Source organism: Stenotrophomonas sp. GZD-301, assembly GCF_049310345.1.
GTDB lineage: Bacteria > Pseudomonadota > Gammaproteobacteria > Xanthomonadales > Xanthomonadaceae > Stenotrophomonas.
In genome coordinates this window covers 17,503-32,207 of the sequence record NZ_JBMOWY010000024.1, presented here as the reverse complement: position 1 = coordinate 32,207, position 14,705 = coordinate 17,503, and the positions used below count along the sequence as shown (strand labels likewise).

Annotated in this window: 17 protein-coding genes; 15 read left to right on the top strand and 2 right to left on the bottom strand. The window is 69.4% G+C overall.

The genetic code is table 11. The features are described from left to right. Positions 1 to 20 precede the first annotated feature (20 nt). The 9 genes from ACO6VK_RS06475 to ACO6VK_RS06435 all read left to right on the top strand — a co-directional run bounded on the left by ACO6VK_RS06475 (position 21) and on the right by ACO6VK_RS06435 (position 5,463). A complete protein-coding gene (locus ACO6VK_RS06475; RefSeq protein ID WP_422506084.1) occupies positions 21 to 290 on the top strand; it encodes a RebB family R body protein in 270 nt (89 codons plus the stop codon). A gap of 28 nt (positions 291 to 318) precedes the next feature. Continuing rightward, on the top strand, positions 319 to 585 hold the full coding sequence (locus ACO6VK_RS06470; RefSeq protein WP_422506083.1) for a RebB family R body protein: 267 nt from the start codon (positions 319 to 321) through the stop codon (positions 583 to 585). 56 nt (positions 586 to 641) lie between these two features. After that, entirely contained in the window at positions 642 to 914 is a 273-nt protein-coding gene (locus ACO6VK_RS06465; RefSeq protein WP_017357378.1) for a RebB family R body protein, read from the top strand. 65 nt (positions 915 to 979) lie between these two features. Further along, entirely contained in the window at positions 980 to 1,216 is a 237-nt protein-coding gene (locus ACO6VK_RS06460; protein ID WP_422506082.1) for a RebB family R body protein, read from the top strand. Continuing rightward, positions 1,213 to 1,734: a RebB family R body protein gene (locus ACO6VK_RS06455; protein WP_422506081.1), complete on the top strand. Its 522-nt coding sequence runs from the start codon at positions 1,213 to 1,215 to the stop codon at positions 1,732 to 1,734. The genes ACO6VK_RS06460 and ACO6VK_RS06455 overlap by 4 nt, the downstream gene beginning before the upstream one ends. An 18-nt stretch (positions 1,735 to 1,752) precedes the next feature. Continuing rightward, the gene (locus ACO6VK_RS06450; RefSeq protein ID WP_422506080.1) at positions 1,753 to 2,100 is read left to right on the top strand and encodes a hypothetical protein; all 348 of its coding nucleotides are present in this window, start codon (positions 1,753 to 1,755) and stop codon (positions 2,098 to 2,100) included. 17 nt (positions 2,101 to 2,117) lie between these two features. After that, the gene (locus ACO6VK_RS06445) at positions 2,118 to 3,170 is read left to right on the top strand and encodes a hypothetical protein (protein ID WP_422506079.1); all 1,053 of its coding nucleotides are present in this window, start codon (positions 2,118 to 2,120) and stop codon (positions 3,168 to 3,170) included. Then, complete coding sequence (locus tag ACO6VK_RS06440) at positions 3,167 to 3,709, top strand: hypothetical protein (RefSeq protein WP_422506078.1); 543 nt, start codon at positions 3,167 to 3,169, stop codon at positions 3,707 to 3,709. Before ACO6VK_RS06445 ends, ACO6VK_RS06440 begins: the two co-directional genes overlap by 4 nt. Then, complete coding sequence (locus tag ACO6VK_RS06435) at positions 3,706 to 5,463, top strand: hypothetical protein (protein WP_422506077.1); 1,758 nt, start codon at positions 3,706 to 3,708, stop codon at positions 5,461 to 5,463. Before ACO6VK_RS06440 ends, ACO6VK_RS06435 begins: the two co-directional genes overlap by 4 nt. 7 nt (positions 5,464 to 5,470) lie before the next feature. Here the strand turns inward: ACO6VK_RS06435 and ACO6VK_RS06430 are convergent, their stop codons facing one another. Next, complete coding sequence (locus ACO6VK_RS06430; protein WP_422506076.1) at positions 5,471 to 6,997, bottom strand: helix-turn-helix domain-containing protein; 1,527 nt, start codon at positions 6,995 to 6,997, stop codon at positions 5,471 to 5,473. 245 nt (positions 6,998 to 7,242) lie between these two features. On the opposite strand from ACO6VK_RS06430, the gene ACO6VK_RS06425 reads away from it, so the two are divergent. Together ACO6VK_RS06425 and ACO6VK_RS06420 are read left to right on the top strand one after the other, a co-directional pair. Continuing rightward, the gene (locus tag ACO6VK_RS06425; protein WP_422506075.1) at positions 7,243 to 7,671 is read left to right on the top strand and encodes a PAS domain-containing protein; all 429 of its coding nucleotides are present in this window, start codon (positions 7,243 to 7,245) and stop codon (positions 7,669 to 7,671) included. Beyond that, positions 7,668 to 9,206 carry a flavodoxin domain-containing protein gene (locus ACO6VK_RS06420; RefSeq protein WP_422506074.1) on the top strand — a complete coding sequence of 513 codons (1,539 nt, stop codon included), beginning with the start codon at positions 7,668 to 7,670 and terminating at the stop codon, positions 9,204 to 9,206. The genes ACO6VK_RS06425 and ACO6VK_RS06420 overlap by 4 nt, the downstream gene beginning before the upstream one ends. A gap of 18 nt (positions 9,207 to 9,224) precedes the next feature. On the opposite strand, the gene ACO6VK_RS06415 is transcribed toward ACO6VK_RS06420, so the two are convergent. Continuing rightward, the gene (locus ACO6VK_RS06415; RefSeq protein ID WP_422506073.1) at positions 9,225 to 9,971 is read right to left on the bottom strand and encodes a helix-turn-helix domain-containing protein; all 747 of its coding nucleotides are present in this window, start codon (positions 9,969 to 9,971) and stop codon (positions 9,225 to 9,227) included. 166 nt (positions 9,972 to 10,137) lie between these two features. On the opposite strand from ACO6VK_RS06415, the gene ACO6VK_RS06410 reads away from it, so the two are divergent. Genes ACO6VK_RS06410 through ACO6VK_RS06395 form a run of 4 tightly spaced genes read left to right on the top strand, consistent with a single transcriptional unit; the run spans position 10,138 to position 14,551 of the window. Continuing rightward, positions 10,138 to 10,830 carry a DUF3348 domain-containing protein gene (locus tag ACO6VK_RS06410; RefSeq protein WP_422506072.1) on the top strand — a complete coding sequence of 231 codons (693 nt, stop codon included), beginning with the start codon at positions 10,138 to 10,140 and terminating at the stop codon, positions 10,828 to 10,830. Positions 10,831 to 10,840: 10 nt separating this feature from the next. Next, the gene (locus tag ACO6VK_RS06405; RefSeq protein WP_422506071.1) at positions 10,841 to 13,276 is read left to right on the top strand and encodes a DUF802 domain-containing protein; all 2,436 of its coding nucleotides are present in this window, start codon (positions 10,841 to 10,843) and stop codon (positions 13,274 to 13,276) included. Further along, positions 13,273 to 13,914, top strand: coding sequence for an OmpA family protein (locus tag ACO6VK_RS06400; protein ID WP_422506070.1), 642 nt, complete (start codon positions 13,273 to 13,275; stop codon positions 13,912 to 13,914). Before ACO6VK_RS06405 ends, ACO6VK_RS06400 begins: the two co-directional genes overlap by 4 nt. Then, on the top strand, positions 13,904 to 14,551 hold the full coding sequence (locus ACO6VK_RS06395) for a DUF2894 domain-containing protein (protein WP_422506069.1): 648 nt from the start codon (positions 13,904 to 13,906) through the stop codon (positions 14,549 to 14,551). Before ACO6VK_RS06400 ends, ACO6VK_RS06395 begins: the two co-directional genes overlap by 11 nt. Positions 14,552 to 14,705: the final 154 nt, after the last annotated feature.

Sequence of the window (14,705 nt, the reverse complement as noted above, 5' to 3'; positions counted from 1 at the left end):
TGCATAACAAGGAGCATTACATGGCATTCCCGACCGCCGTAAACAACCAGATCACCGACTCGGTCACCCAGGTCAACACCAAGGTGCTGGGCGACGCCCCCTCCATCGCGATGGGCAATCTGTACCAGGCCACCGCGCAGGCGCTGGCCAATGCCGCGCACAACGCCACCAATGCGCAGCAGCAGAGCTACGTGACCGCGCAGGCCGCCACCACGATGGGCGTGGCCACCCTGTATGCCGTGGACACCGCCACCACCGGCGTGGCCACCAAGCAGATCCTGGGCGCGTAACCCCGCCTGACGCCAAGGAGTCGCGCACATGGCATTCCCGACCGCCGTCAACGACCAGATCACCGATTCGGTCTCGCAGGCCAACCTGCAGGTGCTGGGCACGTCCCCGGCCACTGCGATGGGCAACCTGTACCAGGCCACCGCGCAGGCACTGGCCAACGCCGCGCACAACGCCACGCTGGCCCAGCAGCAGATGTACGTCACCGCGCAGGCGGCGACCACGATGGGCGTGTCGCTGCTCTACTCGCTCGATACCGGCGCTACCGGCGCCGCCACCCGGAAGATCCTCGGCTGATGTGACCCGCCGCTGGACCCTTCCTTTCCGCAGTCGTCCCACAAGGAGCAACCACCATGGCATTTCCCACTGCCGTCAACAACCAGATCACCGATTCGGTCTCGCAGGTGAACACCAAGGTCCTCGGCGATTCGCCGGCGATCGCGATGGGCAACCTGTTCGTCGCCACCAGCCAGGCGTTGTCCAACGCCGCGCACAACGCGACCAACAACCAGCAGCAGTCCTACGTGACCATGCAGGCCTCGACCACGCAGGGTGTTTCCACCCTGTATGCGATCGATACCGCGTCCAACGGCGTGGCCACGCGGGAAATCCTGGGCCTGGGCTGATCCAGTCCGCAGGCGCGGGGGATCGCGCCTGACGTGCTGGCCCATCCCGGTCCGGAACGTACGGCATGGCCGACGTCCCCGCCATCGCCGCCCTGGTCGATATCACCGACGCAGGGTCGGCGATGGCCCTTGGCCAGGCCCCCGCCTTCGCGATGGCGGCGACCTACCTGACGATGGCCGATTCGCTCGGCCTGGCCATGCAGAACGCCATCGCCAACCAGCAACGCGGACAGGTCATGGCCGGTGCCGCACTCGCACAGACCCTTGCCTTGATCATCCAGAAAGGAGCGACGTCGACATGAGCGACCCAGGAACCATGAACAGCCAGATCGTCGACACGGTCAGTGGCATCGTGACGCTCGCCGCCGGCCAGGCGCCCGGCCAGGCGCACGCCATGCTCGACATCGTACTGCTGGAAACACTCGGCAATGCGATGCACAACGCGGTCAACCGCCAGCAGAGCGCGAGCATGATCAGCGCCGCGGCGATCACTGCCGCCTGCGCCAAGATGATCTCCGCGCCGTTCCCGGTGCCGCCGCCCCCGCCGCCGCCCGTGCCGCCCCCGCCGCCGAATGTGGCCGCGCTGCCGGGCCCACCGCCCCTCCCGCCGCCGCCGGCCGCCGTGATCGCTGCCGCCACCGCAGAGGGCAAGGCCGCCATCGGCGCGCTCCAGGCACAGGCGATCGGCTCCAGCGCCAACGCGAGCACCGCGCAGGCGGACCTGCAGACCCTGCACGACCTCTCGGCCGCGGCCACACCGCCGCCGCCGCCGGCGCCTGCCGCGCCGGCGTCCGATCCGAACGACACCCCGTCTTCCTGACGCCAGCAAGGAACTCTCATGGACCCGACCAAGGTCAATGCCCAGGTCATCGATGTCATCAACCAGGTGCAGTTCGCCACCATGAGCCCACAGGTGGTGCTCACCAGTGGTGCCGGCAAGGCGTACCAGTCGGTGGCGCAGTCGGCCGCGATCGCCGTGCAGGATGCGGCCGATGCGCTGCGCAACGTTTCCACCATCGCTACCACGGCCGCCGGCGTGGCAATGGCGCAGTACCTGGCCACCGGCGAGGACAAGTACGCCAAGGCGCTGACCCAGGCCCAGTCGCTGATGCAGGGCGCCACCGACGACTTCGCACGTGTCGGCACTGCCGCCGCGACCGTACTCAAAGACTTTCCGGCCGGCTGAGACCCAGGAGAACGCCCATGACCGTGACACTGGCCGGCCGCACCATTACCGGTGCCGCACAGCTCTCGCCACGCTGCCAGCAGGTGCTGCGCTTCATCGACGGCGGGCCCGAATGGCTGGCGTGGGCGCTTGCGCCGGCCGGCCGCCGCTATGCGTTCGCCGATGAAACGCTGCTGCTGGAAGCCGTCCAGAGCGGCCTGCACGCATCGCCGTTCACCTTGTTGTCCCGGCTGATGACACGGGTCAGCCCGGTCAAGCTGATGACCCTGGCGCCAAACGATCTGGACCTGTTGGCGCGCTACGAGGCCGGTGAGCACGACGACGTGCTCGACGCGCAGATCCACCGCATCCGCACCGATCACTATCTGGCCGACATGGCCTATCTGATGACCGGCACGCTGGGCCTGCGCGACTTCCAGCTGGACGCGTCGCCGCTGTTCCAGTGCATGGATTTCGGCGAAACCCTGGCCCTGGCCGAAACCATCATCGCCTGCCCGACGCTGGGTATTCCCCTGGACGTGATCAAGGAAGCAGGCGCGTTTGCCGCGGCGCAGGCACGCACCCCGGTGGAGTTCTGCGACTACCTGCGCCTGTATGCGCGCTGCGCATCGTCGGCATCCACCCCGGAGGAACGCGCACAGGCCGCCACGGCCACGCTGCAGGCGCTGTTGCCCGCCCTGCTGGGTGCGCTGGACTGTCCGCAGGTCGATGGCCTGCCCTCCCCGGCGGAGGTGGCAGCCAGCCTGGCCACCTGGCTGCAGGAGCGCCCTGTGGGCTTCGACCGCATCTCCCTGGCCGTACAGCAGGTGGCGGCGAACACGCCCGGCGACCTCACCGACCCGCAGGTGGCAGCGGCAGCGGCGGCATCGTACCTGGACCGTGCGCGCGCCTTCCTGACCGCGCATCGCCCCACCCAGGGCCGCCTGGCGCAGGACGGGCGTCGCTGCACGTTCCGGATCGACGCCGATGGCGTGCGCGCCGTGCTCCAGGTCGATCACGGCGTGGTGTCGCTGCAGTTCTTCGGCCCCGTGCCTGTCGTGGGCGTCGCGCCCGAGGCAACGCCGGCATGAGTGCCGTCGCGCCCCCCGCACACGCCGAACTGATGGCCAGCGCAACGGCGGCCGCGCAGGAGGCCGTGCAACAGGGTCGGCGCGCTGCGCTGGATAGCGCCAACCGTGCGCTGGCCGATGCCGAACAGGCGCTGCGCGATGCGCTGGGCACCTTGCACGCCGCTGCGCCGGCATCGCCGGCCCGTCCCTTTCGCCCCGCATCCCGTCCCCAAGGAGAACCGAACATGGTCGACGACACCCCTACCCCGGCGCCGGGTGCGCCAGACGCGTCTGCGCCGCCTAGCGGCCCCGCACTGATGCAGGACACCCTGCAGATGGCCCAGGCACTGGTGGACAAGGCAATGGCCGAGAGCGACGCCGCCGTGCAGCGGGCGATGCAGGGTCTGCCCGGCGCGACGGATGCAATGGCGCAGGCGATGGATGCCGCCACCCGCGCGATGCAGCAGGCCGACAGCGCCGCCGACGCCGCAATGGAGGCCGCCATCCGCGAGGCCGACCAGGCGATGGGCGCGGCGTCGGGCACGGAGGATCCCCAATGAAAGAGACAAGCGCCCAGCGCGAGGTGCGTCGCGAGTTCAGTCGCCGTCTCACCGCACTGATCAACAATGCTGCCAACCATCCTGGCATCCGCAAAGCATTGGTGGAATCGCTCGCCGACATCGCCGACAGGATCGATCAGCTCGACGCATCCGTGCGCGAAAAGTTCCCGCTGCGGAAAGCGCCCCGTGCCGTACGGTTCTACATCAAGGGGGGCAATGCGTTCGATGCGATCATGGCGATATCGCGCGGTGACCATGATCTTTTCGGTGTGGGAAAGTCAGACTGGGACACCCAGGCCATCATCGATCCGTGGTTGCCCGCGACAATCCAGAACAGCCTGTACGGTGACATCGAAGACATCCTGATCGATGCACTGCGGACTGCAGGGCTCAAGGTTGCAACCGCGATCAATGCGCGGCCACAGGATGTATCGCCACTGCGTCCTGTCACTGAAGCTCTGCCCGCCGACGCGACCGTCAACTACACGCTTACCTGTGATTCACCGCAAACGTTGAGACGGGTCTTCGATCGCGATCGTCTCGGGCTGTGGACCGATGATCGGCGCCAGCTCAGCGACGAAACGATCCCTTCGCCCACGCTCCTGCCCGGCATCCTCCTCAACGACGGAATCAAACCGTTTGCGCTTCACCGCCTGGGATACACCTGGCACGGCGAGCGTCAGAACGGCGCAGGCGCAGGTCCGGACCCGAACCTGAGCTCGCGTCCCATCCTGATGGAGCTGATCGACGTCACACTGCCCCGCCGAGACACAATCGAAGCGGTGGCCACCTGGTCGGACCTGGAGCGCGATCGACTCAGGATCGTCCCGGGCACCGATATGGGCGTCACGTTGCCCCTGCCGGACCTGGATTACCACCTGCGCGAGAACCTGACCATGATCTGTGAGGTGGCAGACAACTCCTCACACCATGCGGACAAGCTGCCAAAACGCCTCCAGCGCATCGAGCAGATATACCAGAGCTACATAACGCCTGAGCTTCAGGCTGGCTTCCGCGACACGGTGAACGCGATGGCAGGTGATACTGTTGCCGCCGAAGGTGACAGTGCGGCAGACATGTGCAAGGCGCTGATGGATTCCATCGCCCAGCGTACCGCCGCGAGCGCCGGCAACTTCTGGAAGGGACATGTCAGCACTGCGTCGGCAGAGCGCATCACCCAGGGCCGGCAACGCCTGCGGAGGACGCTGGAAACGATGAGGCGGACATTTGGTGACACTGTACAGCTCTCCGTTGCATACAGTGACGACCTGGCCATGTTCAGGGCATTGGCTGAGAATCCGTATCTGGCCATCGATCGAATCGGTTTTTGCGGAATCGATGCTGCCGCCGTGATTCGGGCCAGCTACGAGGACATCATTGGATTCGATCCTGCGGAGTTCGCGAGAGCGTTGGGCGCATCCAAGCGCAAGTCGAGCCAGGATGAGGTGCCGCGACCGGGTATCAAGGTTGAGTGGCAATCCCACAACACGCCGCGACCGGGTGGACCCAGCTATGAGTGCACCTTCGTGGTGTTCGACGGGCACAAAGCGACCACGTTCCTTACGCTGACCAGTGCCTCCGCGTTGCAGGCGCCGTTCCAGCGGGATCCTGATCACGCTGGCATTGAATATGCCTCGTTGCTTGACATGGACGCGCAGCGCAAAGCCGCTGCAGCGTTGATCGAAGACTATCTGGTGCGAACCGCATTGAGCCGTCAGCACGACGCGATCCGCAGTCTTCTCGTCATCGACTGATTCACCGTCACGCCTGCCCGCCGCGCCGGTACGCGCGGGGGCAGGCGCCGACCTGGCGGCGGAAGCTGCGCTCGAAGTGGCTGAGGTCGCCAAACCCCACGCGCTGTGCGATCTCGGTGATGCGCAGGCGGGGCTGCTCGCACAGCAGCCGCTTGGCCTGCTCGATGCGCAGGCATTGCAGGAGCGGTTTGAACGAGGTGCCCAGCTCGGTGCGCAACAGGTAGCCCAGGTGCGACGGGCTGACATGCACCTCGCGCGCGAGCAGTCCCAGCGACAGCGCGTCGGCATGATGCTCGCCCAAGAACAGGACGGCACGGCGCACGGCATCATGGACCGGCTCCAGCGCTGCCGCGTCCGCCTGCAGTGCGATGCAGGCCCAGTGGGCGACGGGCCGCGGCGGGTGCTGCGCGGTCCGGGGTGTCACGAAACCGGGTGCGGCGCGCGGCACCAGAGTCTGCTCAGGGAGAGCCCCCGGCAGCTCGCGCAGGCGCGGCACGTGCGCGAGCAGGTCGTCACCGCGCAACGGCTCGCCCTCGCCCATCGCGGCCAGCCGGACGACCACCCGCTCCAGTTCAAACAGGTTCTCCGGCCAGGTGTGTCCGCGCAGCGCGGCAAGCAGCTCGTCGGTGACCAGCGCCGACGGGTCGAAGCCATGCCGGGCAAGCAGCATGCCCACCAGGCCGTCCAGCTCGCCAAGCCGCTCGCGCAGCGGCGGCACGTCGGTGGCCAGAAAGTCGAGCTCGGCCAGCAGGGTCTGCGAGAAACGTCCCTCGCGTACGCGCTGCGACAGGTCGCTGCTGCACGAAACGATGACCCGGCAGCGCGTGCCTGCAGGCCCCTGCAGGCGCTGCCCCTGCAGGCAATGGATGCGGTGCGGCAGCTGCACCTGCAGCGCCAGCGGCAGTGCGTCGATGCCATTGAGGAACAGACTGCCGTCCTGGGCCTGCTCGAACCACTCGGCCGGCGCGCCGGTCGGGTCCGCACACTGGATCTCCACGAAAGGCGCATCGCAGCAAGGGCCGGCGGCATGGATTGCGGCGGCCAGCTCGGCGGTGTCCGTGCCGAACTCGCCGTTCAACACCACCGGCAGACGGCTGCGCGCGGCCTTTTCCACGAAGGCGTCGAGCCGGTTGCGCGGCGCACACACGCCGACCAGCAACAACGGCCGCGACAGCCGCGACGCGGCCCACGCCTGCAGCTCATGGCGTTTGACCAGCAGCGCGCAGCGCCGGGCGAACAGTGTGCAGAACCGAAGGATCTCCACCTCCGGCCCTGGCCGCGCCCAGCCCAACCGCAGCTCACCCAGCACGCCGCCCGCGTAGGTGAGCGCGAAGGCATGGCGCACGGTGACGCCCGCCCGCAGGCGCGGCGGCAGCAGATGGATCTGTGGCGGCAGCATGACCGCAACCTCGATGGTTGCCTCTACCGCCTTCACCTGCCGCGCCAGCGCACCGAGCAGGGCCTGCAGCTGATCGGCGAGCGGCATGCCGGCGCGATACGCGCGATGCACGGTCGCAGTGACCTCGTCCTCCATGTGGTTTCCTCCCGGCTGCACGCGGCATCGCCACCGAAGATGTACGCGAGCGGCGGCCACTGCGCACGACCGTGCGTTGCAACCTTCGGCGGACCCTGCGACGCCATGTCGCAGGCGTGCACGACGGGCACTTGACCAATGTCAACGCGGTCCGCGTGGCGCTGCCGTATTCCTATGCAGGACACGACGTCACCGCGCCGGCCACCCGCCACGCGGCCCCATCGACACCGCAACAGGAACCCGTCATGAGCTACCGTCCCGACTCCACCCAGCTGCTGCAGGCCCTCGACAACGTCATGGTGATTTCCACCACCGACCTGCAGGGCACCATCACCTACGCCAACGACCTGTTCTGCACGCTCACCGGCTTCCGGCGCGAGGAGCTGATCGGGCAGCCGCACAGCATCGTGCGCCACCCCGACGTGCCCAAGGCCGTCTACAAGGACATGTGGGACACCATCAAGGCCGGCGGCACCTGGACCGGCATTGTGCCGAACCTGGGCAAGGGCGGCGTGCTGTACGTGGTCGATACCACCGTGCAGCCCCTGTTCGATGCCGAGGGCGCCATCACCGCCTACATCAGCATCCGCCGCGTGGTGAATGACCTCATGGCCGATTTCGACGCCGTGGAGTTCAGCAAGGAGAAGTTCGACGACGCCTACGCCGCCGCATGAACGCGATGGCGCCGATCCAGCGTGTTCTGCTTGGCTATGGCTCCGAGTCGGGCACGGCACGCGCCCTCGCCCGGCGCCTGGAGACGCACCCGGCCCTGCGCGACCACGCGCCGCAGCTGCTGCCGCTCAATGACATCGACGTGGCGCAGCTCGGCCACGGCGATGTGCTGCTGGCAGTGGCCAGTTCGTTCGGCGATGGTGAGCCGCCGGCCAACGGCGAGCGCTTCTACGCCGCGCTGCGCCAGGCACCCAGCCTGCAGGGGCTGCGCTACGCGGTGTTCGGCCTGGGCGACACCGGCTACCCGCGCTTCTGCGGCTTCACCAAGGCGCTCGACGCGCTGCTGGGCGAGCACCACGCCCTCCCCCTGCTGCAGCGGGTCGACGCCGATGCGTGCTATCCCGCGTTCTTTGACCGCTGGGCGCCGGCGCTCGGAGAGGTGCTGGCCGGCGACGGCACGGCGGCGCAGGATCTCTGCCTGCAGGTCACCGCCTACGGGCAGGACCATGCGTTCAGTGCCGCGATCGTGGCGCGCGAACGCCTGAACCAGAGCGATCCCGCCGCGTGGCACATCACCCTGGACCTCACCGGCAGCGGCATCGCCTACCAGGCGGGCGACACGCTGCATGTGATCCCCGACAACGATCCGGTGCTTCTGCAGGCCCTGGCGGACTGGTACGGCGATCCCGAGGCCGCCTTGCAGCTGGCCGACCGCGAACTGCGGCTGCCCGGGCGCGCGGTGCTGCGCGAGATCGCCCGGCTGGGCGGCAGCGAGCCGCTCAAACTGCTGCTCAAAAGCAGCCAGCGTGCCGCGCTGGAGGCGTACCTGCACGGCCACGACCTGCTGGACATCCTGCAGGACCATGCCAGCCCGGACACCCTGCCGCTGGATCGCCTGATCGCGCTGCTGTCGCCCTGCCTGCCCCGCGCGTACTCGATCGCCTCGGCGGCCGGGCAGACGCAGGTCGCGCTGTGCGTGCGCGAGGTCCGTTACGTGCGTCGCGGACGCGAACGGCGCGGGGCCGGCACCGGATCGCTGCTGCAGGGCAGCGGGACGGTCCGGGTCTACTGCCGCGCCAACCCCGGGTTTCGCCTGCCCGACGATCCGGACTGCCCGGTGCTGCTGATCGGCACCGGCACCGGCATCGCGCCGTTGATGGGCCTGATCCAGGAGATGGCGGCCGGCAACCCGCGGCGCGACGTCTGCCTGGTGTTCGGCGAAAAACACCGCGCGGAAGACTTCCTGTACCGCACGCAGTTGGAGGCCTGGCAGCAGGACGGGCGGCTGACCACGCTGTTGACCGCGTTCTCGCGGGATGGCCAGGCCAAGTACTACGTGCAGGACGCGATCGGCGAGCACGCCGCACAGATCGGCGCATGGCTCGAGCGTGGTGCCCACCTGTATCTCTGCGGCAACCGCCGGCACCTCGAGTCGGCGGTACGCGGCGCCATTGACGACATAGCGACGGATGCGGGATCGCACAACGGCTGGGAGGCGCTGACGGCGCAGGGCCGGCTGCACTGCGAGCTGTACTGATCGCAGCGCAGCCTGTCGTCAGTCTGCGTCGGCGGCCGCCACCAGCGCGGCCAGGCGATCCGGCCGCAGCAGCACCACCTCGCGCTGCTGGATCGCGATCAGGCCATCGTCCTGCAGGCGTCGCAGCACGCGCGTGGTGGTCTCCGGCGCCATGCGCAGGTAGTTGGCGATGTCGGTACGCGCCATCATCAGCGTGAAGCGGGTGGCCGAGAAGCCGCGCCGCGCATAGCGCTCGGACAGGTCCAGCAGGAACGCGGCCACCCGGGCATCGGTGCGGTGGTTGGCCGCGAGCAGCGCCACCTTGCCGATCTCGGCACTCAGCAGGCTGAACAGCCGCGCCTGCAGGCCCGGCATGCGGGTCGCCAGCAGGCTCATGCGCGGGAACGAAAACCGGCACAGGTACACGGTATCCAGCGCCACCGCGTCGCAGGGATAGCGCCCGTCGTGGATGGCGTTGAGCCCGATCACCTCGCCTGGCAGGCTGAAGCCCAGCACCTGTTCGTGGCCCTGGCTGTCGCTGACCGAGGTCTTGACCATGCCGGCACGGACCGCGGCGATCGCGTCGAAGGGCTCCCCGGCCCGGAACACCGGCTCGCCGGCATGGAACGGGCCGACATGGTCCACCAGCACATGCAGCTCGGAGAGCGCGCTCTTGTCGTAGCCCTGCGACGCGCAGGCATCTGAGAAGGCGCAGGTGCTGCAGAACCGCAGCGCATCGCCATCGTCGGCGGCGGCCGGGTTCGGGGTGGACGGTGAAGACGGCATGATCAGGAGCGCAGCGACCGGACGCACTGGAAAAATCGACGGCCGATGATACGCGATGCGCGGCGGCCCCCTGCGGCGCAAGGCCGCACCCCGCCCCGGGGCTGAACGCCGGGAACCGGCGCCCCCCACCGATCGCGTGTAAAATTCGCCGTTTTTACGCGGAACCATGCCCATTACGCCGCACCGGACGCCTGTAGCGGGCCCGGCCTTCATCCGCCTGCTGTCCGGGCTCATGGACGGCGGGATCGCGTTGTCCAGCCCCGACCTATCCGACCGCCTGAGCCAATGGGTGGATTGGACGCGGGCGGTGGCGTTGTCGCGCGCGCTCGATGGCCGCCTGCCTGCCGCCCCTGAGGACGCTGCGGTGTTCGACGCTGCGGAAGACGCGGACTGCGCACGCAGCCGCGCCACGCTGCTTGCGTCGCTGCAGCAGGACGACGCGCTGGAGCGTGCCGTGGCCGAGGGTGCGGCGTTCCCGGTATTCGGCCAGCGCTATCAGGCCCAGCAGCGGGCGATGATGGCCGCCACCGGACGCCTGCGCGGCCGGCTGCGCGACATGCTGGCGGCACGGTCGCCGGCGATGGCGCGGCTGGCGGAGATCGACGCGGTCATGGAGCAGACCCTTAGCCCGCGCGAAAACGCCCTGCTGGCCGGCATCCCGACGCTGCTCGCCGCGCATTTCCAGCGGCTGCAGGACGCGGCCGAGCCTGCACCGGTGGCCGAACCGGCCCCTGCCCCACCCCTCGTTTCCGCCTGGCGCACCGCGTTCCGCATCGATATGCAGAACGTCGCGATGGCCGAGCTGGACGTTCGTTTCCAACCGATCGAAGGCCTGCTTGCAGCGCTTCGGCCCCGATAACTGGGACCCCATGTTCAAGAACAGCCTCTACGTTGTTGTCTTCCTCCTCGGCCTGACCGCGGTCTGCTGGATCGGCGCCGGCTATGTCGGTTCCAACCCGGTGGGTGCGGCGGTCGCCCTGTTGATCGGTGCCTGTTATCTCGCCGGTGGTGTGGAGCTGTACCGCTACCGGCAGGGCACCCGGGCGCTGGAGGCGGCCGTTCGCGACGTGGCCGCCGCCGGCGACGGTCTGGCCGGTTGGCTGCAGCGTGTACCGCCGGCCCTGCGCCATGCCGTCCGGCTGCGGGTGGAAGGCGAGCGCATCGCGCTGCCGGCACCCACGCTCACCCCGTACCTGGTCGGCCTGCTGGTGCTGCTGGGCATGCTCGGCACGCTGCTGGGCATGATGGCCACCCTGCGCGGCACCGGGCTGGCCTTGGCGCATGCCACCGACCTGCAGGCCATCCGCGGGTCGCTTGGCGCGCCGGTCGAAGGACTGGCGGTCGCCTTCGGCACCTCCATCGCCGGTGTGGCCACCTCGGCCATGCTCGGCCTGCTGTCGGCGCTGTGCCGGCGCGAACGGCTGCTGGCCGTGCAGGGCCTGGATGGCCAGATCGCCACCACGCTGCACGTGCACTCGCAGGCGCACCAGCGCAGCGAAACCCTGCGCCTGCTGGAGCAGCAGGCCGGCGTGCTGCCCACCCTGGTCGAGCGCCTGCAGGCCATGACGCAGGCCATCGAGCAGAGCAGTACGGCGGCCAGCGAGCGCCTGCTTGCCAGCCAGGAGGCGTTCCATGCCCGCATGGACGCCGACCACGCCCGCTTCGCCGACGCGGTACAAGCCACGCTGCAGGCCGGCGTGGCCGACAGCGCCCGGGCCATCGGCGGTGTGCTGCAGCCGCTGCTGGAAGGCACGCTCACCGGCATCGTCCGCGAGAACACGACGCTGCAGACGGCCGTGGGCGACGCGGTGCAACGGCAGCTGGATGGCCTCAGCGCCGGTTTCGAGACCAGCCGCGCCGCGGCGGCAGACCACTGGACGCGCGCACTGGGCGCGCAGCGCGAGGCCCAGACGGCGCTGGCCGCCGACCTGCGCGGCGCGCTCGGCGGGTTCGCCGCGGACCACGATGCCCGGATCGGGACGCTGGTCGAGACGGTGTCCGCCCGCCTGCAGGACACCGTGCAGCAGTGGGAACGCGGCGTGACCGAACAGCAGGCGGCGCAGCACGCGCTCGCCAGCGCACAGCAGGACGCCGGCGCGACGCTGGCCAGCGCCCTGCGCGCGGATCTCGCTGCGGCAGCCGCGCGCGATGATGCCCGCACCGTGGCCCTGCTTGATGCCGTGTCGGCGCGCCTGCAGGCCTCGGCCGACACCTGGCAGGCCGGCCTGGAGGCGCAGTCGCAGACCCAGACTGCCCTGACCACCCAGCTTGGCACGGCACTGGCCCGGTTCGGCGAGCGCCACGATCAACGTGCGGCCGACTTGTTGGATGCGCTTGCACAGCGGCTGGATGCGGGCGCTGCCAGCGCCGCCACCGCCTGGCAGGACGCACTGGCGCGCCAGGACAGCGTCAACGCGGCCCTGGTGGAGCGCAACCAGCTGGCGGTGGCCGCCGCGGCGGACGCGCTGGAGGCGCGCAGCCTGTCGCTGATCGAGGCGATGCAGCAGTCCCACACCGGCCTGCAGGCGGCACTGGAGTCGCGCGATACGTTGCGCCTGACCACCTGGACGGCCGCCTTCGACACGTTGTCGGCCACGCTGGGCGAGCGCTGGGAGCGCACCGGCGATCAGGTCGCGCAGCGCCAGCAGGCGATCTGCGACACCCTGGCCGCCACCGCCGAGACCATCACCGCGCAGGCCCAGGCACACGCCAGCGACACCATCAGCGAAATCTCGCGCCTGGTCCAGGCCGCGTCGGAAGCGCCCAAGGCAGCGGCCGAGGTGGTGGCCGAACTGCGGCAGAAGCTCTCCGACAGCATGGTCCACGACACGGCGATGCTGGAAGAACGCAGCCACCTGCTGGCCACGCTGGGAACGCTGCTCGACGCCGTCAACCACGCGTCCACCGAGCAGCGTGGCGCGGTCGATGCCCTCGTCAGCACCTCGGCCGAGCTTATGGAGCGCGTGGGCAGTCGCTTCACCGACCACATTGCCGCCGAAACCGGCAAGCTCGACGCGGTAGCGGCACAGGTCACCGGCGGTGCCGTGGACGTGGCCAGCCTGGCCGACGCCTTCGGCACCGCCATGCACACCTTCGGCAGCGCCAGCCAGGGGCTGGGCGAACGCCTGGAGCAGATTGCCGGCGCGCTCGAAACCACGCTGGCGCGCAGCGACGACCAGCTGGCGTACTACGTCGCGCAGGCGCGTGAAGTGATCGATCTCAGCGTGCTCTCGCAGAAGCAGATCATCGAGGAGCTGCAGGCCCTCGCCGGCCGCGGCGCCGCCGCGGAAACGGAAACCGCATGAGCGGTGAGATCGAGTCCGACGGCGAGTCCGGCGCGCCGATCTGGGCCGCCTTTGGCGACCTGATGTCGGTGCTGCTGGGCGCGTTCGTGCTGATTCTGGTCGGCGTGGTGGTGCTGCAGGTGGAGCTGTCCGACCGCCTGGACCAGGAAGTCAGACAACGCCAGGCCGAGGCCCAGCGTCGCCAGACCCTGGAACAGGCGCTGGCGGTGCCGCTGGCGGCCGGCCGCGTCACGCTGGTGGATGGCCGCATCGGCATCCGCGGCAGCGTGCTGTTCGCCTTGAATTCCGACCAGTTGCAGCCGGAAGGCCGCGACCTGTTGAAGAGCCTGGCGGCGCCGCTGGCCGGGTACCTCGCGTCGCGCGAGGAGATCCTGATGGTCAGCGGCTTCACCGACGACCGTCAGGTGCGCGAAGGCAACCGCCAGTTCGCCGACAACTGGGCCCTGTCGGCCGAACGTGCGTTGACCGTGACCCGCGCGTTGATCGCCGAGGGCGTGCCGGCCAATGCCGTGTTCGCGGCCGCATTCGGTGCCGAGCAGCCGGTGGGCTCCAACGCCGACGAGGAAGGCCGCGCGCGCAATCGCCGGGTGGAGATCGCCCCGATGCCCCGCCCGTCGGCACCGCGCGATGCGCACTGATCGGATCGATCCGCGCGCGCAGCTGGCCGAGTGGCTGGCGCAGCCCGCACCTGGCCACACGCCGTGGCGGCTGCAGGCGATGCAGTCGCTGGCAGAGCGTGCGCAGGACCATGACGGCGCAGCACGCGCACTGCTGGAACAGACACTGGCCACCCACGTGGCCGCGTATGCGCAGGCGCTGATCACGCCGGCACCGACCGCCGGCGCCCCCGGCACGCGGCCCGGCCAGGCCGCCCTGCACGCCCTGCGCGGTGCGCTGCGGGCGCGTGCCGACAGCGCCCCGGGCGCCCACCCGCTGACCACCGATCCATCAACGCCAACCACGGCGTTCCCGGCAATGCCGGCCGTTGCCGAGTTCCAGGCGCTGTGGAGTGCCGTGCGCACGCGCAGCCAGGTCCGGCAATCGCTGGCGCAGGGGCCGGGCGATGGCGGGCCGCTGAATTCGGCCGTGCTCGTCCACCGCGCCATGACCCGCATGGGCGAGCTGGCCCCCGGTTATCTGCGCCACTTCATGGCCTACGTCGACGCGCTGGCCTGGATGGAACACCTGCAGCAGGGCGGCCTGCTGGGCGGCAAGGATGCGCCCAAGCCCTCACCCGGCAAGCCGCGCAAACCGCGGGCGCGCAAGCCGGGATGATCGTGCACTGGTCCCAACCGTAGCAGACCCGGGCAGTGAGTCCTGGGCGATAATAAGTAACCACTCGCCACCTCTCACGCTGGAGGATCCACAGGATGATCTTCTTCTCCCGTCACGCTTGCGACGTCACTCAATGCTGCGGTGGTGTTTCTTG

Coding starts and splice junctions, on each gene's coding strand:
- ACO6VK_RS06420 (WP_422506074.1), top strand. CDS start 7,668: ATGAACGCGATGGCGCCGATCCAGCGTGTTCTGCTTGGCTATGGCTCC.
- ACO6VK_RS06470 (WP_422506083.1), top strand. CDS start 319: ATGGCATTCCCGACCGCCGTCAACGACCAGATCACCGATTCGGTCTCG.
- ACO6VK_RS06465 (WP_017357378.1), top strand. CDS start 642: ATGGCATTTCCCACTGCCGTCAACAACCAGATCACCGATTCGGTCTCG.
- ACO6VK_RS06410 (WP_422506072.1), top strand. CDS start 10,138: ATGCCCATTACGCCGCACCGGACGCCTGTAGCGGGCCCGGCCTTCATC.
- ACO6VK_RS06405 (WP_422506071.1), top strand. CDS start 10,841: ATGTTCAAGAACAGCCTCTACGTTGTTGTCTTCCTCCTCGGCCTGACC.
- ACO6VK_RS06475 (WP_422506084.1), top strand. CDS start 21: ATGGCATTCCCGACCGCCGTAAACAACCAGATCACCGACTCGGTCACC.
- ACO6VK_RS06425 (WP_422506075.1), top strand. CDS start 7,243: ATGAGCTACCGTCCCGACTCCACCCAGCTGCTGCAGGCCCTCGACAAC.
- ACO6VK_RS06435 (WP_422506077.1), top strand. CDS start 3,706: ATGAAAGAGACAAGCGCCCAGCGCGAGGTGCGTCGCGAGTTCAGTCGC.
- ACO6VK_RS06415 (WP_422506073.1), bottom strand. CDS start 9,971: ATGCCGTCTTCACCGTCCACCCCGAACCCGGCCGCCGCCGACGATGGC.
- ACO6VK_RS06460 (WP_422506082.1), top strand. CDS start 980: ATGGCCGACGTCCCCGCCATCGCCGCCCTGGTCGATATCACCGACGCA.
- ACO6VK_RS06450 (WP_422506080.1), top strand. CDS start 1,753: ATGGACCCGACCAAGGTCAATGCCCAGGTCATCGATGTCATCAACCAG.
- ACO6VK_RS06445 (WP_422506079.1), top strand. CDS start 2,118: ATGACCGTGACACTGGCCGGCCGCACCATTACCGGTGCCGCACAGCTC.
- ACO6VK_RS06430 (WP_422506076.1), bottom strand. CDS start 6,997: ATGGAGGACGAGGTCACTGCGACCGTGCATCGCGCGTATCGCGCCGGC.
- ACO6VK_RS06455 (WP_422506081.1), top strand. CDS start 1,213: ATGAGCGACCCAGGAACCATGAACAGCCAGATCGTCGACACGGTCAGT.
- ACO6VK_RS06440 (WP_422506078.1), top strand. CDS start 3,167: ATGAGTGCCGTCGCGCCCCCCGCACACGCCGAACTGATGGCCAGCGCA.
- ACO6VK_RS06400 (WP_422506070.1), top strand. CDS start 13,273: ATGAGCGGTGAGATCGAGTCCGACGGCGAGTCCGGCGCGCCGATCTGG.
- ACO6VK_RS06395 (WP_422506069.1), top strand. CDS start 13,904: ATGCGCACTGATCGGATCGATCCGCGCGCGCAGCTGGCCGAGTGGCTG.